Genomic DNA, 22,575 nt, shown 5'->3' with positions numbered 1-22,575 from the left:
CGGGGTCCAGTGTCCCACGTTCCGCCAGCGATTTCCGGTGTGACCGGGCACTTTCGCCGACCCACCGCCGTACGGGTGACACTGGAGCTACCGGAACGCTCCGGCCGGGATCGACTGACCCCGGCCGGAGCCGGTGCTCACGGGACCAGCACGATCCGGCCGCGGAACCCGCCGGCGGCCAGCTTGGTGTAGGCCTGCGTGACCTGCTCGAACGGCAGCTCCTCGGACACCCGGACGCTGAGTTCGCCCTTCTCCACCAGCGCGGACAGCTCGGCCAGCCGCGGGCCGTGCGCCGTGACGAACACCGCGATCCCGCGCACGTCCTCGGGAGTCTCCGGCTGGCTGCCGTTGACCGCGACGAAGCCGCCGCCGGGGCGCGTCGCGGCCACCGCGGCCGCGCCGATGTTGGCCGCGTCGAGCACGCCGTCGACCTGCCCGAAGGTGGTCAGCGAGGCGCCACGCGGAATGAACTCGGCCGCGCCGAAGGAACGAACGAGGTCCTCATCGGCCGCGCTCGCGGTGGCGATCACCCGCAGGCCGCGCAGCTTGCCCAGCTCCACCGCGTAACCGCCGACGCCACCGGCCGCGCCGGTGACCAGCAGGGTGCCGCCCTCGGGCAGTTCCAGCAGGTCGATGGCCTGGTCGGCGGTCAGGGAGTTGAGCGGCAGGCTGGCCGCCTCCGCGGCGGTCTTGCCTGCCGGGAACGGGGCCAGGTCGGTGGCGGGCAGCACCGCGAACTCGGCCTGCACATCGGGGACCCGGTCCAGTTTGTCGGACAGGCCGATCACCCGGTCGCCGACCGCGTAGCCGGTGACGCCCGCACCCACCGCGTCGACCACCCCGGCCACGTCCCAGCCCACGCCGTAGGCCGGGAGCTGCGCCAGGTTCCCGCCCTGTACGAAGAACCCGCCGGCGCTGAGCAGGTCCACCGGGTTGAGCGCGGCGGCCTCGACCTTGATCCGCACCTGGCCCGCGCCTGCCTCGGGCACCGGCACCTCCGCGACCTCCAGCACCTCGGGGCCGCCGAACTTCTTGATCAGAATTGCTCGCATGCGGAGGACATTAAGTGAGCTACTCTCTCCCGGGGAGTACGTACTTCACAGTGCGTACCACACCGGGAGGAGAGTCATGGCCACGCAGACCGCAGCCGACCGCAGATCAGCCGAGCGGGACGCCTACGACGCCTACCTGGCCGCCTGCCCGACCAGGAACCTGCTGGACCGGATCAGCGACAAGTGGGTGACGTTGCTGCTCTGCGCGCTGCAGGACGGGCCGCGCCGGTACAACGAGCTGTCCCGCAAGCTCGCCGGGATCAGCCAGAAGATGCTCACCCAGACGCTGCGCACGCTGGAGCGCGACGGCCTGGTCACCCGCGAGGTCACGCCCTCGGTGCCGGTGCGGGTGGACTACGCGCTGACCCCGCTGGGCAAAAGCCTGCGGGCCACGGTGGAGCAGCTCAAGCTGTGGGCCGAGGCCAACATGGACCACGTGTATCTGGCCCGCGCGGGTTACGACGCGCGGAACGAGTCCCACCAGGACTGATCCAGCCTGCCGCTGGCGACCAGCACGGCGGGACCGGTGAGGGTGGCGCGCTGGTCCTCCACGGTGACCCGGACCTGGCCGCCGAGGATGTCCACGGTGACCTCGCCGGTGTTGTGGCCGGTCAGGTGCAGGGCGGCGGCCGCGGTGGCGACCGTGCCGGTGCCGCAGGAGCGGGTCTCCCCCACGCCGCGCTCGTGCACCCGCATGCGCAGCGCGCCGGGGGCCAGGGTGCGCACGAACTCGATGTTGACCCCACGCGGGAACACCGCCGGGTCGTAGCCCGGCTGGCTGGTCAGGTCGAGGTCTTCCAGGCCGCCGTCCAGGGGGCAGACCAGGTGCGGGTTGCCGACGTCGACCGCGACGCCGGGGTACTCGCGGCCGCCCAGGGTGGCGGTGGAGCGGCCGAAGACGGTGACCGGGCCCATGTCCACGGTGACGGTGCCGTCGGCGTGCGCGATGACCGGCCGGATCCCGGCGCGGGTGCCCACCGGGAACTCGCCTGCCTGGGCCAGGCCCTGCCGCACCAGGTAGTGCGCGAAGACCCGGACGCCGTTGCCGCACATCTCGGCGATGGAGCCGTCGGCGTTGCGGTAGTCCATGAACCACTCGGCCGACTCGACCCCGGCCGGGGCGTCGGTGAGTTTGGCGGTGCGCACCACCCGCAGCACGCCGTCGGCGCCCAGTCCGCGCTGCCGATCGCACAGCGCGCGCACCAGGGCGTCGGTCAGGTCCAGTTCTCCGTCCGCGTCGGGCAGCAGCACGAAGTCGTTCTCCGTGCCGTGTCCCTTGAGGAATTCCACTCCGGCCACGGCTTCAGAGTACGTCCAGCACGGCCTGGTCCAGGCCGGGGTCCGCCGGGTCGAACCAGTGCGTGCGCTTGTCCCGGCGGAACCAGGAGCGCTGCCGCCGGACGAAGCGCCGGGTGGCCTGCGCGGTCAGCTCGGCGGCGGTGTCCAGGTCGTGCGCGCCGTCGAAGGCGGCCAGGACCTGCTGGTAGCCCAGGGCCCTGGACGCGGTGAGCCCGTCGCGCAGGCCGATCGCCTCCAGTTTGCGCACCTCGTCCACCAGTCCGGCGGCGAACATCTCGGTGACCCTGGCGTTGATCCGGGCGTCCAGCAGCGGCAGGTCAGGGGCCAGGCCGATGATCACGGTGCCGTAGCGGGCGGGGCCGGGCGTGGGCAGCGTGGCGGAGAACGGACGGCCGGTGAGCCGGATGACCTCCAGCGCGCGGACCACCCTGCGTCCGTTGCTCGGCAGGATCGAGGCGGCCGCGACCGGGTCCTGTTCGGTGAGCCGGTCGTGCAGCACGGCGGAGCCGACCTCGGCGAGTTCGGCCTCCAGTTGAGCGCGCAGTTCCGGGTCGGTGCCGGGGAATTCCAGGTCGTCCAGCACGGACTGCACGTACAGACCGGAGCCGCCGATGAGGATCGGCGTCCGGCCCGCGGCGAGCAGCTCTTCGACCTTGGCCCGCGCCTGCCGCTGGTAGGCGGCCACCGCGGCGGTCTCGGTGACCTCCAGGACGTCGAGCAGGTGGTGCGGCACGCCGTCCCGCTCGGCCTCGGTGAGCTTGGCGGTGCCGATGTCCATGCCCCGGTAGAGCTGGGCGGCATCGGCGTTGACCACCTCACCGCCGAGTCGCCGCGCCAATCGCACGCCGAGCCCGGATTTGCCGGCAGCGGTGGGGCCGACGATCGCGACCGGACAAACACGACTCACCACCCGAGCGTACGAGTTGGCCCAACTCGTACGCCCGGTTGGGCCAACTTGCCGTACGAGTTGGGCCAACTCGATGTGGTCAGGTCCAGGTGGCGACGTGGTAGCCGACGCCGTAGGGGCAGTCGGAGTAGAGGAGGTCGGCCTGCCAGCCGCGGCCCGTGGTGGCGGCTCCGGCGACCTGGTAGGCGGCTCGGCCGTGTGCCCACAGCTCGACGGCCAGGGCCGGGTCCAGGGCGGTCAGCGGGGCGGGGTCGCCGGTGGCGAGCGCGCTGGAGATCTGAGCGTCGAACTCTGGGGCGCGTGGGTCGGGCGGCACCGGGGAGCGCGGGGTCAGGCGGGCCGAGGAGTCGGCGAGCACGAGCAGGCCGGTGGGTTCCGGGCCCGCGGCCAGCGTTGTCCCCAGTTCTAGGCACTCGGCCGGGGAAAGATCCGCGGGCAGCAGTTGGACCGTCACCGAACGTGCGCCCGCGTGCGCACGCAGCCAGCCCGCGATCAGCGCCGGGACCGGCAGCTCCGGGTCGGCGCCGCCCTGGCCGCGGCCCAGGTCGACCTCCAGGTCCACGCCGAACCCGGCGAAGGTGCCGCGGGCCTCCGGACCGATGATCTTGGGTCCGGCCTGGTCAACGGCTATCACCCACCAGTGGTCGGCCATCTGGGTGAGGGTGGCGGCGGCGGTACGGCAGGCCCGGCGCAGGGGTTCCGTCTCGGTGGCGGCTCCGGTCACCAGTTCGGGTACCAACAGGGGTGGATGGGGCGCGAAGGCGACTCGGGCGATCACGAGCATCAAGGCTAGTGGGGCTCGCTCGGGGGCAACCGTAGGCAAAAGCAAGGTCACAACCTGGCCCAGGAGTACCACCGGCGGCCCTGACCTGTTTGAATGCGGCGTCGAGGACCGCGAGTGCCGGTCCTCGACGACGTGCACTGGCCCCGCTGCTGCGGGGCGCCCGCAGATCGGGTGCGGGCGAGCGAGGCGGGCAGTCAAGGAGGAGCCGGCGATGACGGACCAGGACACGAACCTGGCGACTGTAGCTGCGGCCACACCGGCGCAGCACCCAGGCGGAACGGGTCCGGCACCAACGGTGCCGGTCGCGTCCGACGATCCAGGCCGCTGGGGCAGGGTCGATGCCGATGGCACCGTATATGTGCGCACCGCGGACGGCGAGCGGTCGATCGGGTCATGGCAGGCGGGCGAGCCCGCCGAGGGGCTGGCGCATTTCGCGCGCCGCTTCGATGACGTGCGCACCGAGGTCGAACTGCTGGACACCCGGCTGACCTCCGGCGCCGGGGACCCCAAGCAGGCCCTGACCAGCGTGCGCACCATCAAGGAGAGCCTGGCCGAGGCCCATGTGGTCGGCGACCTGGCCGCGCTGGCCACGAAGCTGGACGCGCTGGTGATCAAGGCTGAGGCCGCGGTCGAGGCGGGCAAGGTGGCCAAGGAGGCCGCCAGGGTCGAGGCGGTGGCCAAGAAACAGGCCCTGGTCGACGAGGCCGAAGGCCTGGCCAACGAGTCCACGCAGTGGAAGGTGGCCGGGGACCGGCTGCGCCAGATGCTGGACGAGTGGAAGGCCGTGCGCGGGGTCGACCGCAAGACCGACGAGCAACTCTGGCGGCGCTTCGCCAAGGCCAGGGACGCCTTCAACCGGCGGCGCGGCTCGCACTTCGCGGACCTGGACCGGCAGCGGTCCACCGCGAAGCAGCGCAAGCAGGAGATCGTGGAGGAGGCCGAGCGGATCGCCGAGTCCGGCGACTGGGGCGACACCGCGACCCGCTACAAGGACCTGATGACCGAGTGGAAGGCCGCCGGTCGGGCCCCCAAGGACGCGGACGACGCGCTGTGGCAGCGTTTCCGCGGCGCGCAGGACAAGTTCTTCGCCCGTCGCAGTGACGCCTTCTCCGAGCGGGACGCGGAGTTCGGCGAGAACGCCAAGCTCAAGGAAGAGCTGCTGGCCGAGGCCGAGCAGATCGATCCGGCGGGCGCCGGTGGCCTGGAGGCCGCGCGCGGCGCGCTGTACAAGCTGCAGGAACGCTGGGACGCGATCGGCAAGGTGCCGCGGGAGCGGGTGCGCGAGCTGGAGGGCCGGCTGCGCGCGGTCGAGGAGAAGGTGCGCGGCGCGGTCGACGCGCAGTGGCGCCGCTCCGACCCCGAGGCTGAGGCCAGGGTCGCCCAGTTCCGCGAGCGGGTCGAGCAGTTCGAGTCGCAGGCGGCCAAGGCGCGTTCGGCGGGCAACGATCGCAAGGCCAAGGAGGCGGAGGCCCAGGCCGCGCAGTGGCGCGAGTGGCTGGCCGCCGCCGAGGAGTCCCTCGCGAGCCGCTGACCAGCGAGAACCAGGCCCCCGGTGCACTGCGCACCGGGGGTCTTTTTTGTCCCTGACGACCAGATTCGAAAACCTATACATCCGATCTCTTACCTTGTCGGAGCATTGACGCGCCGGGGCCCACGCTCCTAGCTTCGTGCACGACATCGGGGTCGAAATGCCGCCATCGGCCCATCCATGGAAGCGAAAGAGGCTTATCGATGGATGAGCAGAGATGGGATCTTTCTCGTCGGACCTTCCTGGCCGCCACCGCGGCGGCCGGGGTAGTCGGCGCCGCCGCGCCGAGCGCCACCGCCGCACCGGTCGAGAACCCCGCCCCGGAGCCGGGGATCGCCGGACTGTCCGAGGTGGACTGGGCGAAGTTCCTGGGCGCGCAGGATCCGGTGTGGAAGAAGCTGCCCGCCGAGTGGTGGCAGGGGCCCTTCCTCGGGGACGGGCGGCTCGGGTCGATCATCCGCAAGGAACCGGGCAAGAACGCGATCCGGTTCAGCGTGCAGCACGCCGAGGTGCAGGACCACCGGCCGCAGTTCGGCAGCGGGCACGGCGTGTGCCGGTTGCCGGTCGGCCACCTCACCCTGGAACCCGCCGGCACGATCACCGGCGTGGACTGGCGCCTGGACCTGTGGCACGGCGAGTTCACCGGCACCATCACCACCTCGGCCGGCACGCTGAAGGTGCGCGCGTTCATCCACACCACCCGCTCGGTGCTGCTGGCCCAGGTGACCCCGGGCGGCGGTGAGCGGGTGCGCTGGGTCTTCCACCCCGAACCCGCGGTCAGCACCCGGCCCGACCCGCCCAGCGGCTACACCCCCAACCCGGAGCCGGTGCGCGGGACCAACGGCGCGGAGCAGGTGGTGCGCCAGGAAATGCTGGCCGGCGGGCAGACCGCCACCGCCTACCGCGACCCGGCCTGGACCTCCGGCGAGCACACCCTGCTGCTGGCGGTGGCGCACAGCTTCCCGGCCCGCACCGCCGAGGCCGAGGCGCTGAAACTGGTCCGGGACGCCGCCGATCTCGGGGTGGCCGCGCTGGTGGCCAGCCACCGCGAGTGGTGGCACGCCTTCTACCGCAAGAGTTTCGTCTCGCTGCCGGACCAGCGGTTGCAGAGCTTCTGGTGGATCCAGCTCTACAAGACCGCCACCGGCACCAGGGCCGGCGGCACCGTGATGGCCACCTGCGGACCCTGGTTCGAGCCCACCGGCTGGCCCGCGGTGTGGTGGAACCTGAACGTGCAGCTCGAATACTGGCTCATCCACGGCAGCAACCACGTCGAACTGGACGCGATCACCAGCACACTGCGGGACAACCAGGCCCAGCTGATCAAGAATGTCCGGCCGGAATACCAGCACGACTCCGCGGGCGTGGGCCGCAGCACCGACCGGACCACGCTCAAGGGCAGTTACGTGGCCCGCCCCGGCGACGGCGGCGGCAGCCCGGAGACCGGCAACCTGACCTGGACCCTGCACAACGTGTGGCTGACCTACCGGCACACCATGGACATCTCCATCCTGCGGGACACGATTTTCCCGATCCTGCGCCGGTCCATCAACTACTACCTGCACTTCCTCAAACCCGGCGGCGACGGCAAACTGCACCTGCCGGAAACCCACTCCCCCGAGTACGGCAACGCGCCGGACTGCAACTACGACCTCGCGCTGATCCGCTGGGGCTGCCGAACCCTGTTGTACGCCAACGACAAACTCGGCAAGAACGACCCACTCGCGTCGAAGTGGCGGCAGGTGCTGCGCGATCTGGTGCCCTACCCCACCGACAAGAACGGGTTCATGATCGGCGCCGGGGTGCCGTACGAGAAATCGCACCGGCACTACTCGCACCTGCTGATGGTCTACCCGCTGTATGAGATCACCGGCGACGATCCCGCGCAGCGCACGCTGATCGACACCTCGATCAAGCACTGGCACGCCATCCAGGGCGCGCACCGCGGCTACAGCTACACCGGCGCCGCCTCCATGCTGGCCGGACTCGGCCGGGGTGATGAGGCACTGGCCTACCTGCTGAAGTTCTTCGACCCCAGCACCCGGTACCCGGTCACCGAGAACACCATGTACCGCGAGGGCAGCCCGGTGGTGGAAACCCCGCTGTCCGCGGCACAGTCCCTGCACGACATGCTCGTGCAGAGCTGGGGCGAGTTCATCCGGATCTTCCCGGCGGTGCCGCGCGGCTGGGCCGACGTCACCGTGGACAAATTCCTCACCGAGGGCGCTTTCGAGATCAGCGCGGTCCGCAAGGGCGGCCGCACCCGGTGGGTTTCCGTGCACAGCACAGCGGGTTCGCCGTGCAAGGTGCGGCACGGCATCCAGCGGCCGATCCAGGTCAGCCGCCCGGACGGCTCGCCGGTGGTCTTCCGCGAACTGCCCGGCGGCGTGGTCGAGTTCGACCTGGCCCGCGGCGGCACCGCGGTGATCTACCCGCAGGGCGCGATGCCCGAGCTGACCATCGAACCGGTCCGGATCAGCAACCCCGGCAAGCCATGGGGCCTGTCCTAAAACTCACCTCGCCGCCGCGAAACCCGTTGCCGGACAAGGAGTTATCGTGCGCAGAAGACTGACGGCCGTACTGGCCGCGGCATCCACCGTGATCGCCGCGACCGGACTCGTGCTGACCACCGTGGCCGCGCCGCAGGCCGAGGCACTGGAGAACGGCCTGGCCCGCACACCCCCGATGGGCTTCAACAACTGGAACACCACGCACTGCCGCGCGGAGTTCAACGAGAAGATGGTCATGGACATGGCCGACATCTTCGTGAACAAGGGCCTCAAGGACGTCGGCTACCAGTATGTGAACATCGACGACTGCTGGGCCAAGACCACCCGCAACGCCCAGGGCAACCTCGAACCCGACCCTAAGCGATTCCCGCGCGGCATCAAGTTCGTCGCCGACTACGTGCACAGCAAGGGCCTCAAATTCGGCATCTACACCAGTGCCGGCACCAAGACCTGCAACGCGCTCGGTTTCCCCGGCGGGCTCAACCACGAGGAACAGGACGCCAGACTCTTCGCCAGCTGGGGTGTCGATTACCTCAAGTACGATAACTGCAACAACCAGGGCGTGGACGCCAAAATGCGCTACCGCAAGATGCGCGACGCGCTCAAGGCCACCGGCCGCCCCATCGTGTTCTCCATCTGCGAATGGGGCCAGAACAAGCCGTGGGAATGGGCCCAGGACACCGGAAACCTGTGGCGCACCACCGGTGACATCAACGACACCTGGGCCAAGATGGTGCAGATCTTCAAGAAGAACCTGCCCCTCGCGCAGTACGCCAAACCCGGCGCGTGGAACGACCCCGACATGCTCGAAGTCGGCAACGGCGGCATGACCCCCACCGAATACCGCTCGCACTTCAGCCTGTGGGCCATCATGGCCGCGCCCCTGCTCATCGGCGCCGACCTGCGCAAGGTCAACCAGGAGAACTTCACCACCCTGCTCAACAAGGACGTCATCGACGTCGACCAGGACGCCAAGGGCGTGCAGGGCAAGCAGATCAAGGCATCCGGCGGCACCTACGTGATCGCCAAGCCGCTGGCCAACGGCGATGTCGCGGTGGCGCTGTTCAACGAGAACGGCTCGGCCGCCACCATCAACACCACCGCCGCGGAGATCGGCCTGTCCGGCAACAACTTCCGGCTCAAGGACCTGTGGTCCAAGGCCACCCGCACCAGCACCGGCGCGATCAGCGCCTCAGTGCCCGCCCACGGCACCGTGATGTACCGGGTCAGCCGGGTCGGCGCGCAGACCCCACCGCCCGCGGGCACCTCGCAGGTCTCCGACCTGGACTGGCAGGGCGTGGCCAACGGCTGGGGCCCGGCCGAGAAGGACCGCAGCAACGGCAACCAGCCCGCCGGTGACGGCAAGCCGCTGACCATCGGCGGCGTCAGCTACCCCAAGGGCATCGGCGTGCACGCGCGCAGTGAGATCACCGTGTACCTGGGCCGCAAATGCACCACCTTCACCGCCCAGGTCGGCATCGACGACGAGGTCGCCGGGGCCAACGGGTCGGTGGTCTTCGAAGTGCACGCCGACGGCACCCGAAAAGCGGCCACCGGCGTGCTGACCGGAGCAGGCGGCGCCACCGCGATCACCGCCGATGTCAGTGCCGCCGAACAACTCCGGCTGGTCGTCACCGACGGCGGCGACAACATCAACTACGACCACGCGGACTGGGCCGAGGCCACACTCACCTGCGCCTGATGCTGATGGCCTAACCGCATCACTCTGATGGCCCGCATCGATCGTCGGTGCCTTCGCTCAGGATTGCAGTCTCCCGCCGCCACGGGAAACCGCAATCCTGAAGCGGTTCCCAGTGGTGGCGGTGCCTCACACACTGGGCCATCTGGCGAGCCTGGCTACGCACCTGAATCGGCAGGGGCGTGGCCAGGCGTCGAGGGCTGTCCACCACGTGAGAGCCGTTGACAGCGCGAAACCACCGCCCCTAGCGTCCAACCCATGGCACCGCAGGAAATCCTGACCACCCGGGGTCACATCGACCTTGTCCGGGTGGCCTCCGCGGCCTGTCGCTGATCCCGTACGCCACGTCTCGCCCCTGCCCTCACGAGACCAACGGGACCAACTCCATGACGCTGGCCGTCTCCTCCCCCGACCTGACCACCCTGCTGCGCACCGGCCCCTTCCCCGCTGCCCTGCGCGCCGCGATCCAGGCCAGCGGCCTGAGCCTGGATCGGGTGCAGCACCGATTACGCGCCCGCGGCGCCACCGTCAGCGTGGCCACCCTGAGCAACTGGCAATCCGGCCGCCGCCAGCCAGAACGCGACGACTCCTTCGTGGTGCTGGGCCATCTGGAGGCCGTGCTCGGCCTGCCCGAGGCAGCGCTGCGGATGCTGGTCGGCCCGCCCCGTCCCCGCGGCAGACACGCCATGGCCCCGGTCGCCACCCCCACGGTGGAACAACTCTGGTCCCGCCGAGACCTCCTGGGCAAGTTACTGTCCACAGTGGACACCAGCTCGGACGAGCTGCTGACCCGGCTGAGCCAGCACGACCTGGTCGAGGTCGGTCGCGACGGAAGACAGCAAAGCCTGCGCGTCAAACAGGTCCTGCGCGCCGACGCCGACGGCGCCGACCGCTGGCTGGTGGTCTACGACCCCCGCCACCCCCGCGGCGCCGCCGCCGACCTGGTGCCGCTGCGGCACTGCCGGGTGGGCAACCTCGCCGTACACCCCGACACCGGCCTGATGGCCGCCGAACTCCTCTTCGACGAACCACTGAGCCGCGGCGAGACGGTGATGATGGAGTTCGAGATCATCAGCCCCGCAGGCGCCCCACCCCGCCAGGGCGACCTGTTCTGCCGCAAATTCCGCCGCCCGGTCCGCGACTACCTGGCCGAAGTCCGCTTCCACCCCGAAGCCCTCCCCCAACGCGCCTACCAGGTAACCAGCCCCCTGGCCTCCCCCACCGGCACCCGCCGCCGCGCCCTGACCGTCTCCGCCGCCGGCTCAGTACACGCCACCGCCCAAGACGTCGGCCCCGGCACCTTCGCCATCCGCTGGGACGGCATCCCCCACCCCTAACCCAACCCCCACCGGCGTGTTGGCCGTTGTCGTACGCCACGTTGGCCGTTGTTGTACCCGGTGTTGGCCGTTGTGGGACGCCGCGGGCCGTCACGGCTGGGCGACTGGGGCGGCGGCCGGTTGCAGGGGCCGCTCCTCGGGGCGCGGTCCGCATGCTCCAGGCCGTACGGAGAAGACACGAGAACCCTCGTCGTGAGGTTTTCACCCCACCCCCGCCCCACAACAGCCAACCCAGCGTCCACAACAGCCAACTCGCCGTCCATAACGGCCAATCCGGCGTCCATAACGGCCAACTCGGCGTACGACAACGGCCAACACTCCCGGGGCGGAGGAGCTTCCCGGGAGTGTTGGCCGGTGTGGGGGTCAGGGGGTGGTGTGGAGGAGGCGGTTGGGGGAGCCTGCGCCGGGGGTGGTGACCTTGTTCGGGGTGGACTTGGCGACCAGGGCGTCGCGGACCTGTTGCGGGGTGGCGGCCGGGTTGGTGGCGAGGTAGAGCGCGGCGGCGCCGGTCACGTGGGGGGCGGCGAAGCTGGTGCCGCTGCCGGTGTAGGTCGCCGTGTCACCGGTGCGCCAGGAGGAGGTGATGTCGACGCCGGGGGCGAACAGATCCACCCGGGGGCCGAACGCGGACCAGCTGGCCTTGGCGTCGGTCCGGCTGGTGGCGCCGACCGTGATGGCCTGCTCGACCCGGGCCGGGGAGTTGTTCACCGCGTCCACGCCGTTGTTGCCCGCGGCGATCGAGTAGGTCACGCCCGAGGCGATCGAGCGTTGCACCGCGGCGTCCAGGGTCGCGGACACGCCGCCGCCGAGGCTGACGTTGGCGACCGCGGGCTTCACCGCGTTGCGGGTGATCCAGTCCACGCCGGCGATCACCCCGGCGGTGGTGCCGCTGCCCTGGGCGTTGAGCACCCGGACCCCGTGCAGCCGCGCGCCCTTGGCCACGCCGTAGGCAGTGCCGGCCGCGGTGCCCGCGACGTGCGTGCCGTGGCCGTTGGCGTCATCCGGGTTGCTGTCGTTGTCGACGAAGTCGAAACCATTTCCGACCCGGCCGGAGAACTGCTGATGACTGGCCCGGATTCCGGTGTCCAGAATGTAGATGTGCACATTCGCGGCCGTGGTCGAATAGGTGTAGGAGTTGTCCAGCGGCAGGTTGCGCTGGTCAATCCGGTCCAATCCCCAGGACGGTGGGTTCGGCTGGGTCGCGGCGAGTGCGACGACCTGGTTCTGCTCCACGTAGGCCACGTTCGGGTCGGCGGCCAGCCGGCGCGCGGCGCGGGCGTCCGCGGTGACCTCGAAGCCGTTCAGCGCAGTCGAGAAAGTCCGTCTGACCTGCGCGCCCACCTTTCCGGACACCGCATCGGGGCTGGCCTTGGCGGCCTGGTCCTTGAGCACGACCAGGTAGCTGCCGGGCACCGCGGTGGCCGCGTCGGCGCCCCGGACCGCGCCCTCGGCGGCCTGTGCGGGCAGGGCCGCGAACCCGCTGACGGCGACCGCGGACAACAGCGCGACACTCAGTGCGCGCGTGGTTTTCGACATGGTTTGCTCCTTGGCATGGAAAATTGCTTGGTGGCAATTCAGAGCTTAGGAGAAACAACCCAGCCCGAACAGAATTTACTTTTTACGGCATTGACGTTTTACGGGTGACGCGCGATCTGGCACACTGCGGAGGGTAGTCAGGCGACTACCGGGAGGTCGGGTGGCTGGGCGGGGTTGGCACCGGGTGGTCGCGGCCGTGCTGGCCGCCGGGGCCGGGACCACGCTGACCGTGCTCATCGGCCAGGCGACCGCGTTGCGGGACAACCCGTGGGCCTGGCTGGGCGTCGGCGTGCTGATCACGGTCAGCGCCGCGGTGGCCGGTTACGTCACCTGGGCCGGGCGGGAACCGGTCGGCCCTGCCGAGGTCGAGGACGCGGTGACCGCACTGGCCCAGACCTCGGAAGCGTTGTGGGACAAGGCGTTGAACCACCGCGGCCTGCAATCCGGGCGACTGATCGAGGTGCCGTGGGCGATCAGCTCCTACCATCCGGTCGAACCTGATCCACAGTTCCGGCTGCGCCGCACCACCCGCGCGCAGATCGAGGAGACCGCGGCCCGGCTACGCGAGCAGCGGGCCAGGGTGCTGATCGTGGGACCGGCGGGCGCCGGGAAGTCCTCGCTGGCCCGCTGGCTGGCCTACGCCTGGCTGCCGGGACGCGCGGCGCGCGAGCCGGTGCCGGTGCTGATCTCCGCCTCCTCCTGGACCGAGGGCGAACCGGTGCCACGCTGGCTGGAGCGCCAGTTGCGCACCGAGCACCGCGCGCTGTCCCGCAAGACCACCGCCGGAATCACCCTGGCCCGGCACCTGGTCGTGCACAAGCGGATCTTCCCGGTGGTGGACGGCCTGGACGAGCTGCCGGAGGGCCCGCGGACCGCGCTGGGCGCGGCGCTGCGGGACGCACTGCCCGAGGGCTCGCCGCTGATCCTGACCTGCCGCACCGCCGCGCCCCGGCTGCCGGTGGACACCGTGTTCACGCTGCGCCCGATCGAGGTCCCGGACAGCGCGCGCATCCTCGGCCGGGAGGCATCCGCCCGGCAGCTGGCCAGCTGGGAACGGCTGTTCTCGTTGTGCCGCAAGGATCCTGACTCGACGCTGGCCCGGATGCTGGCCCGGCCGCTGCTGGTCGCGCTGGCCGCCGAGGTCTACCACCGGCACGACCCCGACCGCGATCCAGCCGAACTCGCCGCACTGCCCGGCGCGGCCGCCATCGAGGACCACATCCTGGGGTCCTGGCTGCCGACCACGTTGCGCCGCAAGCGAAACCTGCCCGCGGACCGCGACTACCGGGAACCCTCGGTGCTGACCTGGCTGACCTTCCTGGCCCGGCATCTGGAACGTCAGGACACCCAGGAGTTCCGCTGGTGGGAGCTGCGCCGGGCGGTGCTCGGCAGACGGCGGCCGCCCGGCTGGCTGGAACCGGAGTCCTTCCGGCCACCCGGCGCGCCGCAGCGGACGATCTCCCTGGCCGAGATCAGGTCCTGGCTGCGGGATCGCTGGCGGGCGACCCGGTCCGGCCGGTGGCGCCGGTTCGCCCGCGGCCTGGTGGCCGGCGCGCTGTTCATCTGGGCCTTCGGCTGGCTGATCTGGCTGACCTCGCTGGTCTTCCCGGAACTCATCCGGCAGGCCCTCGGCGGCGGCGACCTACTGCCCAACCTGCTGCTGGTCGACCCCTACCTGCTGCTCATCGTGCTCAGCGTGGGGATCGGGCTGTTCCTGGGCGGGCTGCTGGCGCTGGTGACGGAGGACGACTCCGACTGGGTGCGGTTCCAGGCCCTCGGCCACTGGCCCGGCGAGCTGGCCCCGCACCTGGACGCCGATCCGGGCAAGGCGGTCAACCCGCGGCACAGCCTGGCCACCGACCGGCGCTGGTCGCTGCTGTACCTGCTGGGCGGGGCGGCCGGGCTGGTGCTGCTGGTCCAGCTCGCCGCCGCCCAGATCGAGACCAACCGGCTGAGTTTTCCGCTGCTGGCCAGGGTCGGCGAGCACGCGGGACTGGCGAGCGTGGTCGCGGTGCTGGTGGCCGCGGCGGCGGTGTGCACCCGGGCGGAATGGCCCTGGTTCGCCGCCGCCCGGATCCCCCTGGCCCTGACCAGACGGCTGCCGGTGCGGCTGATCCCGTTCCTGGACGCCATGACCGCCGCGGACGTGCTGCGCCAGGAGGGCGCGATCTACCGGTTCCGGCACGCCACCCTGCGCGACTGGCTGCTGCGCCGCGCCGCCCTGACCGCCTACCGGTCCCTGGACGAACCGCACCAGCGCCTGCTCCGGCGCCTGGCCCTGCATCCCGGCCCCGATTTCACCGCCGCCATCGCGGCCCGGCTGGACGAGCTGACCGAGGCCGAGGCCCAGGCCCGGCTGGACCGCGGTGTCCGGCTGGAACTGCTGGGCCGGGACGGCGACCGGTACCGCTGGCGGGCCGGGCGCACCGCCATCGCCGAAGTGTCCGCGACCGTGGACCCACCGGGCCTGCCCGCCCGGGTGCGCACCGACCTCCAGCGCGCCTACCTGGATCTGCTCACCCCGCACCTGGCCGATCCGCCCTGCCCGCACTCCCCGCGGGCGCGGGTGCTGCCGCTGGCCCCGGACGGCTGGCGGCTGCTGCGCGCCGAGCGGCACAACCTGCTGGCCTGCCTGCGTGACGGCGGCGAACACCTGCTCGACCTGTGCCGGATCACGCTGTCCCCGCTGTGCGAATGGGGGCTCCAGCGGGAATGCGACGATCTGCTGGCGCGGCACGGACTGAGCGGGCTGTTCCAGCACCACGTCGCGTGGCCGGATTGCCTGGACTGCCAGGCCGCCACCCTGGGCCGCCAGGGCCGGTGGCACCTGCCGCACGACCTGGACACGGCCAGCACGCTGTTCCAGCGCTCCGCCGAGACGGCCGTGCGGGCGCACACGGCGGTGGTCGAGGCCGAGGCGCTGCTCGGGCTCAGCCGCTGCCTGCTGGCGCGCCGGGAGCACGCCGAAGCGGTGGCGCTGCTGCGGCAGGGACTGGCCATCCTGCGCGAGCGGGGTGGGTTCAGCACCGCCGCCGGCACCGGGTACCAGGCCGCCTGGACGCTCTACCAGGCCGGTCAGCAGCGCAAGGCGAAGCTGGTGCTGGACGCGGCCGTCAGCGACTCCTACCAGTCCGGCGATGAGCTGCTGCGGGCGACCGTGCTGCACCTGCGGGGCGCGGTGCTCGTCGAGCTGGCCGAGTTCACCGAGGCGGCGGCCTCGGTCCGGTGCGCGCGCGAGCTGTACCTGGCGCACGGGCACCCTGCGGCGGCCGACGCGCTGGCCGCGTGGGCGGAGACCCTGCTCCAGCTGGGCAGGCAGCTCAGCGCGACGGGCAAGGACGGGGCCTGGGCCACCAGCGCGGGCCGGGACCGGCTGCGCGAGGCGCGGACGGAGTTCGGCAGGCTCGGCGCGGACCTGCGGGCCGCGGACATGCTGGTGCAGCAGGGTGACTGGGCCGAGCGGGACAGCGACGCCCGGGTCTGGCTGACCGATGCCATCGCCCAGTACGAGAGCCTGGCCGAGCCGGCGCGGATCGAGCAGGCGCGGGAGCTACTCGCCCGGCGCAGCGGCTAGGGGCGGGACCAGGACTGGCGGAACCACTGGATGCCGAGCACCGCCAGCGCGAGCGCCGCCACGTACAGGCCCGGCCCGGGGCCGGGGGCCTGGAACACCGTCTGCCGGGTCCACACCGACAGCAGGCCCAGCATCACCGAGAGCCAGCAGCCCAGGGTGGCCACCCAGGCCAGCGCCCACAGCCGCAGGCTCAGCGTGAGCGCGGTGAGCAGCACGCCGAAGAACAACGCGAAACCGCCGAAGAGCCGGGGCAGCACGCCGACCTTGAGCGCCGGATCGGTCTGGCCGAGCAGCACCTGCCAGCCCGCCGCGTCGCCGACCCAGGGCAGCAGCGCGGACAGCAGCAGCACGAAGACCGCGCCCGCGATCACCATGGCGCTGCGCGGGTGCGGTTCCACCCGGCGGACCACGCGGCGCTCGACCTGCTTCAGCTCTTCGGCGAACTCGGCCATCTCATCCCGTCCGTCTTGCGCGTCGGCGTTCATCGGCTGCCGCATCCACCCACCGCCGCTGGTTCGGGCGTGGCCGGGGCGCCGAAGGAGGGCAGCCCCAGGGTCACGCCGGAGGTCTTGGGCTTGCGGCCGGCCGCCCAGTTGTCACCGGCCCTGGTGCGCCGGTGGGAGAGCAGTTCGCCGTCGGCGATCAGGTTGTGCGGGGCGCCGTAGGTGACCTCGGTGGTGACCACGTCGCCGGGGCGGATCTCCTGATCCACCACGCCCGCCGGGTTGAAGTGCACCAGGCGGCCGTCCCGGGCCCGGCCGGACAGGCGCCGGGTGGCGGTGTCCTTGCGGCCCTCGCCCTCGGAGACCACGATCTCGACCACACGGCCTTCCTGCTCCCGGTTGAGATCCCAGGAAATCTGCTCCTGCAAGGCGATGAGCCGCTCGTAGCGCTCCTGCACGACCTGCTTGGGCAGCTGCTCGTCCATGGTCGCCGCGGGCGTGCCGGGGCGCTTGGAGTACTGGAAGGTGTAGGCGGAGCTGAACCGGGAGGCGGCCACCACGTCCAGGGTGCCCTGGAAGTCCTGCTCGGTCTCGCCGGGGAATCCGACGATGATGTCGGTGGTGATCGCGGCGTGCGGCAGCGCGGTGCGCACCTTGTCCACAATGGACAGATAGCGGTCGGCGCGGTAGGAGCGGCGCATCGCCTTGAGCACCTGGTCCGAACCGGACTGCAGCGGCATGTGCAGCTGCGGGCACACGTTGGGCGTCTCGGCCATGGCGGCGATGACGTCGTCGGTGAAGTCCTTGGGGTGCGGGGAGGTGAACCGGACCCGTTCCAGGCCCTCGATCTTGCCGCAGGCGCGCAGCAGCTCGGAGAAGGCGGTGCGCTGGCCGAACTCCACGCCGTAGGAGTTGACGTTCTGGCCGAGCAGGGTCACCTCCAGCACGCCCTCGGCGACCAGGGCCTCCACCTCGGCCAGGATCTCGCCGGGTCGGCGGTCCTTCTCCTTGCCACGCAGCGAGGGCACGATGCAGAAGGTGCAGGTGTTGTTGCAGCCCACCGAGATCGACACCCAGGCCGAGTGCGCGGAGTCGCGCCGGGCGGGCAGGGCGGACGGGAAGGTTTCCAGCGACTCCAGGATCTCCACCTGGGCCTCGGCGTTGTGCCGGGCGCGTTCCAGCAGCACCGGCAGCGAGCCGATGTTGTGCGTGCCGAAGACGACGTCCACCCAGGGCGCGCGCTTGACGATCTCGCCGCGGTCCTTCTGCGCGAGGCAGCCGCCGACCGCGATCTGCATGCCGGGGTTGGCGTCCTTGGCCGGGCGCAGGCGTCCCAGGTTGCCGTACAGCCGGTTGTCCGCGTTCTCCCGCACCGCGCAGGTGTTGAAGACGACGATGTCGGCGTTGTCATCGGCGGCGCGCACGTATCCCGCGTCCTCCAGCAGGCCCGCGAGCCGTTCGGAGTCGTGCACGTTCATCTGACAACCGTAGGTACGGATCTGGTAGCTGCGTGTCACCCGCTCGTCCTTTCCCGGTTTCCCGGTTCCGATTGTCCAGGGTAGAGCGCGCCGCCTGGCAGGATGAACCGGTGCCCCGCCGACTCCTGAGTCTGCTGCTCGTCCTGGCCGCCGTGCTCGCCACCCCCGGCTGCGGCGGCGCGCTGGAGGGCGTGCGGCTGACCATCGCCACCGGTGGCCCCGCCGGGGTCTACTACCAGCTGGGCAACGCGCTGGCCGGGGCCTGGGAGCGGGACCTGGGTATGCCGCGGCCGACCGTGCAGACCACCGCGGGTTCGGTGGACGCGCTGGGCAAGCTGGAGTCCGGGGAGGCCGATCTGGCCTTCGCCGCCGCGGACGCCGCGGTGCGCGCCTTCGGTCAGCAGCGCCCGAACCGGCGGCTGCGCGCGCTGGCCCGGATGCACGACGACTTCTTCCACGTGATCGTGCGCGCCGAGGTCCCGGCCACCAAGCTGTCCGAGCTGCGCGGGCTGCGGATCGGCACCGGCTCGGCCGAGTCGGGCACCCGGTTGATCGCCGACCGGCTGCTGGAGCAGGCGAAACTCTCCGCCGCGGACCTGCGTCAGTCGCCGACCGACCTGTCGGACTCGATCGTGGCGCTGGAGCGCAAGGAGCTGGACGGGTTCTTCTGGTCCGGTGGCCTGCCCACCCGCGCGGTGTTCGAGCTGGCCAAGCGGCAGAAGCTGCGGATGATCGACCTGAGTGATGTGCTGACCGGCCTGCTGGACAAATATTCCTCGGTATACGGCCAGGCCAGCGTGCCCGCCTCCAGCTACGGCATGGACAACAAGCCGGTGACCACGCTGGTGGTGCGCAACTTCCTGATGGCCACCGAGGCGCTGCCCGCCGACACCGTGGCCGCGCTGACCGAGGGCCTGTTCGAGGCCAGGGAGGACCTGATCCGGGCGAACGCGGTAGCCCTGTCCCTGGACTCCCGTTCGGCGATCGAGACTGCCCCGATCGACCTGCATGAAGGGGCCCTGCGCTACTACCGGCAGACCAAGACCTAGGGCAGGATCGCTCCGACGTCTGGCCCAGACCTCGCGGAGGAGCCCCATGCACCGACTGGCGGTTGCCACAGCGGCACTGGCACTCATCGGAGGTCTAACCCCGCCACTCGCGGCCGCGGCCCCCACCGCGGTGGTCCGGGTGACCGATTTCGGGGCCGACCCGACCGGCCGGACCGACTCCGCGGCCGCGGTCCGCGCGGCCTTCCGGCACGCCAAGGGCCTAGGCCGCCCGACCCGGATCGTGTTCGGCCGCGGCACCTTCCAGCTCTACCCGGAGCAGGCCGAGCAACGCGAGCTGTACGTGTCCAACACCGTCGGCGCCGACCAGCGCTACCGGGACAAGCGGATCGGCCTGCTCGTGGAGGACATGCGGGACGTCACGGTGGACGGCGGCGGCGCGAAGCTGGTCTTCCACGGCCAGCAGACCGCCTTCGCCGCGATCCGCTCCAGCCGGGTCACCTTCACCGGCTTCGCCTTCGACTACGCCGCGCCCAAGGTCGTCGAAGCCACCGTGACCGAGACCGGCCCCGGCTACCGAGTGCTGACTGTCCCGCCCGGCAGCCCGTACCGGGTCGAGGGCACCCACCTGACCTGGCTCGGCGAAACCAGCCCGGTGACCGGTCAGCCGTACTGGTCCGGCCAGGACAAACTCCAGTACACCCAGGCCCACGATCCGGCCGCCCGCCGCACCTTCCGCCTGAGCAACCCGGTGTTCCGCGACGTGGCCAAGCTGACCGACCTGGGCGGCCAGCGCATCCGCGTCGACTACACCGGCACGGACCGCCCCACCGACGCCGGCCTCGTCTACCAGATGCGCCTGACCGACCGCACCGAACCGGGCGCGCTGATCTGGGAGTCCCGCGACGTCACCGTGCGCCGGGTGAACGCGCACTACCTGCAGTCCTTCGGCATCGTCGGCCAGTTCAGCGAGAACATCACCATCGAGGCGGTGAACTTCGCCCCCGACCCCGCGTCCGGCCGGACCACCTCCTCCTTCGCCGACCACATCCAGATGTCCGGCGTCCGCGGCAAAGTGACCATCACCGGCAACGTCTTCGACGGCCCGCACGACGACCCGATCAACGTGCACGGCACCTACCTGGAAGTCACCGCCCAGCCCGCCCCGGACACCGTGCGCGTGGACTACAAGCACAACGAGACCGCCGGCTTCCCCCAGTTCCACCCCGGCGACGAGGTCCAGTTCACCGACAAGCGCACCATGCGCCCGCTGCCCGGCGGCCCGGCCAAGGTGCGCGCCGTGGACGGCCCCACCGGCCGGGACCACGACAAACCGCTGACCACCATGACCGTCACCCTGGACCGCCCGGTCCCGGCAGGGGTCGTCCCCGCCGAGACGGTGCTGGAGAACACCACCTACACCCCCGCGGTCACCATCACCGGCAACGTCTTCCGCAACGTGCCCACCCGCGGCGTCCTGGTCACCACGCCCCGCCCGGTGCTCATCGCGGGCAACCACTTCGACGGCATGACCATGGCCAGCGTGTACATCTCCGCCGACGCCCACCAGTGGTACGAATCCGGCCCGGTCACCGACGTGACCATCCGCGACAACACCTTCACCCTCCCCGCCAACCCCGCGATCTTCATCGAACCGACCAACCGGATCCTCGACCCGGCCAGCCCGGTGCACCGCGGGATCACGGTGACACACAACGAGTTCACCATCGGCGACGTCAGCGTGCTGGACGCGAAGAGCACCGGCGGGCTGCGCTTCACCGGCAACTCGGTGCGCCGTCTCGACCCGGCCGCGCCGCCGTACGCCACGCCGCTGTTCCGCTTCCACGGCAGCAGCGGCTACCGGGTGGCGGGCAACCGCATCGCCCCCGGCCTCAACCCAGCGGTGATCGCGGACTGACCCCGCCCACAACGACCAACCCGGCGTACGAGTTTGGCCAACTTGGCGTACGAGTTTGGCCAATCGGGCGTACGAGAACGGCCAACACTTCGGGGAGGGTCAGGCGTGTTCGTCGGGGCCGAGGTCGAGGGCTGGAAGTTCGACGACTACGGCCAGGCCGCCGCCTTCTGGCAGGTCCAGGCGGACCGAGCCGCCTGCCCGCTCCACCACTCGCCGCACGATCGCCAGTCCCAGCCCGGAGCCGGTGATGTTCTGGTGGCTGGGTGAGCGCCAGAACCGGTCGGTGGCGCGGTCCAGCTCCTCCGCCGTCAGGCCGGGGCCGTGGTCGCGCACGATCAGCACCACCAGCTCGCCGGACTGCTCCGCGCTCACCACCACCGAGGACCGGTCCGGGCTGAACTTCAGCGCGTTGTCCAGCAACGCGTCCAGCACCGTCTCCACCCCCCGCGGCGGCGCCAGCGCGAACAGCTCCGGCTCCGTCCGCGTGGACAGTGCGATGCCGCGAGCCGCCGCGACCACCCGCCAGGCGTCCACCCGTTCGGCCACCGCCGCGTCCACCTCCGCGGGCACCGGCTCCACCGAGCTGGCCTCGGCCCGCGCCATGGACAGCAGCTCGTCCAGGATCTGGTTGAGCCGGATGGTTTCCTCCATCGCCGCGTTGTGCTGGTCGACGGAGTCCTCGTGCACGTGGCCTTCCAGGTTGCCCAGGCGTAGGCGCAGCGCGGTCAGCGGGTTGCGCAGCTGGTGGGAGGCGTCGGCGACGAAGGCGCGCTGGGCGGCCAGCACATCGCTGACGCTGGCGGCCATCTGGTCGAAGGAGCGGGTCAGGTGCCGCAGCTCGGGTGGGCCGGTGTCGCCGCCAACGGGTTCCACCGGGCGGCCGCTGACCACGCTGGCCACCATCCGGCCGGTGGCCTCGTCCAGGCGGCGGACCGGGCGCAGCGTCCAGCGCACGATGGGCAGTGCGAGCAGCACACCCAGGCACAGCACCGCCACGCTGGCCAGGGCCAGCACGCCCCACCACAGCAGCACCCGCAGCCTGCTGGCGCCGGTGGGCGAAACGGTGACCACGGCGCCGCGCACCTCGCCGCCCACCCGCACCGGCTCGGCCAGCACCAGCGGGGTGCTGTCCCAGGGCATCAGCGCGTTCTCGGTCTCCGGCACCCGCCCGGCCAGGGCCAGCTTGAGCCGATCCGCGATCCGCGGGTCGCCGACCTTGATCGAGTCGTCCGAGCTGACCAGGAAATGGTTCTCCCGGTCGGTGACCAGCACCGAGATGCCGTGCACCTGGTGATACCGCTGCAGCTCGGGCCGGATCAGGTCCGGTTTGTCCGCCAGCAGCGGGTTCTGCGCCAGGCTGGCGAACCGGCTGGTGTCGCCGACCCGGTCCAGGAACAGCTGCTGCTGCTCGATCCCGGCCACGTTCAGCGCCAGCGGCACGCCGAGGCCGAGCAGCACCAGGATGACCAGCGACAGCACGATGACCAGCAGCCTGGACCGCAT

Annotated in this window: 17 protein-coding genes; 9 read left to right on the top strand and 8 right to left on the bottom strand. The window is 71.2% G+C overall.

Going from position 1 to position 22,575, the window contains the following annotated elements:
* Positions 1–137 precede the first annotated feature (137 nt).
* The gene (locus MZC64_RS20535) at positions 138–1,052 is read right to left on the bottom strand and encodes an NADP-dependent oxidoreductase (RefSeq protein ID WP_247758746.1); all 915 of its coding nucleotides are present in this window, start codon (positions 1,050–1,052) and stop codon (positions 138–140) included.
* A 76-nt stretch (positions 1,053–1,128) separates the two neighbouring features.
* On the opposite strand from MZC64_RS20535, the gene MZC64_RS20530 reads away from it, so the two are divergent.
* Positions 1,129–1,542, top strand: a complete 414-nt coding sequence (locus tag MZC64_RS20530; RefSeq protein ID WP_247758747.1) for a helix-turn-helix domain-containing protein — start codon at positions 1,129–1,131, stop codon at positions 1,540–1,542.
* On the opposite strand, the gene dapF is transcribed toward MZC64_RS20530, so the two are convergent.
* The 3 genes from dapF to MZC64_RS20515 form a co-directional block, all read right to left on the bottom strand.
* Positions 1,509–2,351, bottom strand: a complete 843-nt coding sequence (gene dapF / locus MZC64_RS20525) for a diaminopimelate epimerase (RefSeq protein WP_247758748.1) — start codon at positions 2,349–2,351, stop codon at positions 1,509–1,511. The two genes, MZC64_RS20530 and dapF, sit on opposite strands and share 34 nt — an antisense overlap.
* A 4-nt stretch (positions 2,352–2,355) precedes the next feature.
* Positions 2,356–3,258 (bottom strand): tRNA (adenosine(37)-N6)-dimethylallyltransferase MiaA, encoded by a 903-nt coding sequence (gene miaA / locus MZC64_RS20520; RefSeq protein ID WP_247758749.1) that lies wholly within the window; start codon positions 3,256–3,258, stop codon positions 2,356–2,358.
* Positions 3,259–3,337: 79 nt separating this feature from the next.
* Positions 3,338–4,036: a class III extradiol dioxygenase subunit B-like domain-containing protein gene (locus tag MZC64_RS20515; RefSeq protein WP_247758750.1), complete on the bottom strand. Its 699-nt coding sequence runs from the start codon at positions 4,034–4,036 to the stop codon at positions 3,338–3,340.
* Positions 4,037–4,253: 217 nt separating this feature from the next.
* On the opposite strand from MZC64_RS20515, the gene MZC64_RS20510 reads away from it, so the two are divergent.
* The 5 genes from MZC64_RS20510 (at position 4,254) to MZC64_RS20495 (ending at position 11,116) form a co-directional block, all read left to right on the top strand.
* Positions 4,254–5,573 (top strand): DUF349 domain-containing protein, encoded by a 1,320-nt coding sequence (locus MZC64_RS20510; RefSeq protein WP_247758751.1) that lies wholly within the window; start codon positions 4,254–4,256, stop codon positions 5,571–5,573.
* 200 nt (positions 5,574–5,773) lie between these two features.
* Positions 5,774–8,080, top strand: a complete 2,307-nt coding sequence (locus tag MZC64_RS20505; RefSeq protein WP_247758752.1) for a glycoside hydrolase family 95-like protein — start codon at positions 5,774–5,776, stop codon at positions 8,078–8,080.
* A 46-nt stretch (positions 8,081–8,126) separates the two neighbouring features.
* Positions 8,127–9,782, top strand: coding sequence for an NPCBM/NEW2 domain-containing protein (locus MZC64_RS20500; protein ID WP_374205776.1), 1,656 nt, complete (start codon positions 8,127–8,129; stop codon positions 9,780–9,782).
* Positions 9,783–10,037: 255 nt separating this feature from the next.
* Positions 10,038–10,112: a putative leader peptide gene (locus MZC64_RS49140; RefSeq protein WP_374205783.1), complete on the top strand. Its 75-nt coding sequence runs from the start codon at positions 10,038–10,040 to the stop codon at positions 10,110–10,112.
* A gap of 53 nt (positions 10,113–10,165) precedes the next feature.
* A complete protein-coding gene (locus MZC64_RS20495; RefSeq protein ID WP_247758753.1) occupies positions 10,166–11,116 on the top strand; it encodes a hypothetical protein in 951 nt (316 codons plus the stop codon).
* Positions 11,117–11,479: 363 nt separating this feature from the next.
* Here the strand turns inward: MZC64_RS20495 and MZC64_RS20490 are convergent, their stop codons facing one another.
* Positions 11,480–12,652 (bottom strand): S8 family peptidase, encoded by a 1,173-nt coding sequence (locus MZC64_RS20490; protein WP_247758754.1) that lies wholly within the window; start codon positions 12,650–12,652, stop codon positions 11,480–11,482.
* A 160-nt stretch (positions 12,653–12,812) separates the two neighbouring features.
* Here MZC64_RS20490 and MZC64_RS20485 point away from each other — a divergent pair, with 160 nt between their 5' ends.
* Positions 12,813–16,226, top strand: coding sequence for an NACHT domain-containing protein (locus tag MZC64_RS20485; RefSeq protein WP_247758755.1), 3,414 nt, complete (start codon positions 12,813–12,815; stop codon positions 16,224–16,226).
* Here MZC64_RS20485 and MZC64_RS20480 read toward each other — a convergent pair.
* Entirely contained in the window at positions 16,223–16,723 is a 501-nt protein-coding gene (locus MZC64_RS20480) for a hypothetical protein (protein WP_247758756.1), read from the bottom strand. The genes MZC64_RS20485 and MZC64_RS20480 overlap by 4 nt on opposite strands.
* Positions 16,708–18,186, bottom strand: a complete 1,479-nt coding sequence (miaB, locus tag MZC64_RS20475) for a tRNA (N6-isopentenyl adenosine(37)-C2)-methylthiotransferase MiaB (RefSeq protein WP_247758757.1) — start codon at positions 18,184–18,186, stop codon at positions 16,708–16,710. Before miaB ends, MZC64_RS20480 begins: the two co-directional genes overlap by 16 nt.
* Before the next feature lie 71 nt (positions 18,187–18,257).
* Between miaB and MZC64_RS20470 the strand changes: the two genes are divergently transcribed.
* Complete coding sequence (locus tag MZC64_RS20470) at positions 18,258–19,196, top strand: TAXI family TRAP transporter solute-binding subunit (protein WP_247758758.1); 939 nt, start codon at positions 18,258–18,260, stop codon at positions 19,194–19,196.
* A gap of 139 nt (positions 19,197–19,335) precedes the next feature.
* Positions 19,336–21,072 carry a hypothetical protein gene (locus tag MZC64_RS20465; protein WP_247758759.1) on the top strand — a complete coding sequence of 579 codons (1,737 nt, stop codon included), beginning with the start codon at positions 19,336–19,338 and terminating at the stop codon, positions 21,070–21,072.
* Between the two features lie 99 nt (positions 21,073–21,171).
* Here the strand turns inward: MZC64_RS20465 and MZC64_RS20460 are convergent, their stop codons facing one another.
* On the bottom strand, positions 21,172–22,575 hold the full coding sequence (locus tag MZC64_RS20460; protein WP_247758760.1) for a HAMP domain-containing sensor histidine kinase: 1,404 nt from the start codon (positions 22,573–22,575) through the stop codon (positions 21,172–21,174).

The organism is Crossiella sp. S99.2, from assembly GCF_023094165.1.
GTDB lineage: Bacteria > Actinomycetota > Actinomycetes > Mycobacteriales > Pseudonocardiaceae > Crossiella.
The sequence above is the reverse complement of the archived record's forward strand: the minus strand, read 5'-3'. Positions and strand labels throughout refer to the sequence as shown.

Coding starts and splice junctions, on each gene's coding strand:
- MZC64_RS20535 (WP_247758746.1), bottom strand. CDS start 1,052: ATGCGAGCAATTCTGATCAAGAAGTTCGGCGGCCCCGAGGTGCTGGAG.
- MZC64_RS20530 (WP_247758747.1), top strand. CDS start 1,129: ATGGCCACGCAGACCGCAGCCGACCGCAGATCAGCCGAGCGGGACGCC.
- MZC64_RS20510 (WP_247758751.1), top strand. CDS start 4,254: ATGACGGACCAGGACACGAACCTGGCGACTGTAGCTGCGGCCACACCG.
- MZC64_RS20505 (WP_247758752.1), top strand. CDS start 5,774: ATGGATGAGCAGAGATGGGATCTTTCTCGTCGGACCTTCCTGGCCGCC.
- MZC64_RS20495 (WP_247758753.1), top strand. CDS start 10,166: ATGACGCTGGCCGTCTCCTCCCCCGACCTGACCACCCTGCTGCGCACC.
- MZC64_RS20490 (WP_247758754.1), bottom strand. CDS start 12,652: ATGTCGAAAACCACGCGCGCACTGAGTGTCGCGCTGTTGTCCGCGGTC.
- MZC64_RS20480 (WP_247758756.1), bottom strand. CDS start 16,723: ATGCGGCAGCCGATGAACGCCGACGCGCAAGACGGACGGGATGAGATG.
- MZC64_RS20460 (WP_247758760.1), bottom strand. CDS start 22,575: ATGCGGTCCAGGCTGCTGGTCATCGTGCTGTCGCTGGTCATCCTGGTG.